Source organism: Streptosporangium canum (genome assembly GCF_900113865.1).
Classification (GTDB): domain Bacteria; phylum Actinomycetota; class Actinomycetes; order Streptosporangiales; family Streptosporangiaceae; genus Streptosporangium; species Streptosporangium canum.
On record NZ_FOQY01000088.1, the window covers coordinates 1 to 1,238 of the forward strand.

General features: G+C 75.8%; 1 protein-coding gene. It reads right to left on the reverse strand.

What is annotated here, in order from left to right; genetic code table 11:
* Positions 1-1,238, reverse strand: a 1,238-nt coding sequence (locus tag BM085_RS42535) for an amino acid adenylation domain-containing protein (protein ID WP_143121350.1), incomplete at both ends; no start/stop codon positions are given.

Below are 1,238 nucleotides of genomic sequence, written 5' to 3' on the forward strand. Positions count from 1 at the left end.
AACTCCAGCGTGCCGTCGGGCCAGTAGCGGCCCAGATCGCCGGTCCGGTACCAGCGCCCGCCGTCACGCTCGACGAACTTGGCCGCCGTGACCTCCGGGTCACCCCGGTAGCCCAGCGCCACCCCGGCCCCGCCGATCCACAGCTCACCCGGCACCCAGTCGGGACAGTCACGCCCCCGCCCGTCCACCACGCGGAACCGCTGGTTGGTGAGTGGCCTGCCGTAGGGGACCGAGGTCCAGTGCGCCGGGACCGGCACCGGCACGTCGGTGAAGTTGGACCAGATGGCCGCCTCCGTCGCCCCGCCCAGGGCGATCAGACGGCAGCCGGCCGCCTGGTCGGCCAGGCGGCCGGGCAGGTCCAGCCCGACCCAGTCGCCCGAGACCATCGCCAGCCGCAGGCCGTCCAGCGCTCCCGGCGCGGTCTCACCGGCGACCAGCAGCATGTCCAGCAGCGCCGGGACGGTGTTCCACACCGTCACCCCGTGCGCCGCCATCAGCTCCGCCCACCGGCGCGCCTCCCGCCGGGCCTCCTCCTCCACCAGCACCAGGGCGCCGCCGGCCGACAGCAGCCCGAACACGTCCCACACCGACAGGTCGAAGTCCAGCGCCGACAGCGCCAGCACCCGGTCACCGGGCCCCACCCCGAACCGCTCGTTCACATCCACCACCGTGTTGAGCGCCGCCCGATGCGACACCTCAACCCCCTTCGGCTCCCCCGTCGACCCCGACGTGAAGATCACATACGCCGGCGCGCCCGGATCCACCCCGACCGGCCCCGCCAGGGGGACGCCGCCGGCCTCCATCACCGGCACGCGCTCCACGCCGTCCGGGAAACTGTCCGGGGAGCCGTTCGAGCCGCCGACCGGGGAACCAGCCGGGAAGCCGTTCGAGCCGCTGACCGGGGAGACGTCCGGGGAGACGCCGGGCTCGCCCGTCAGCACCAGCCGTACGCCCGCGCGCCGGTAGATCCGGTCCCGGCGGACCGGGGGCTGGTCCACCCCCACGGGGACGTAGGTCGCCCCGGCGGCCAGCACCCCCAGTACCGCCACGAGCTGGTCCGCGCCTCGCGGCACCGTCACCGCGACCGCGTCGCCCGGCTCGACGCCCCGCGACCGCAGCGCCCCCGCCACCCGCAGGGCCCGGCCGGCGAGCTCGCCGTAGGACAGCTCGACGCCGTCGCCGGCCAGCGCGACCCGGCCGGGCTCCCGCTCGGCCAGGGCGAAGAACCCCGAATGCAG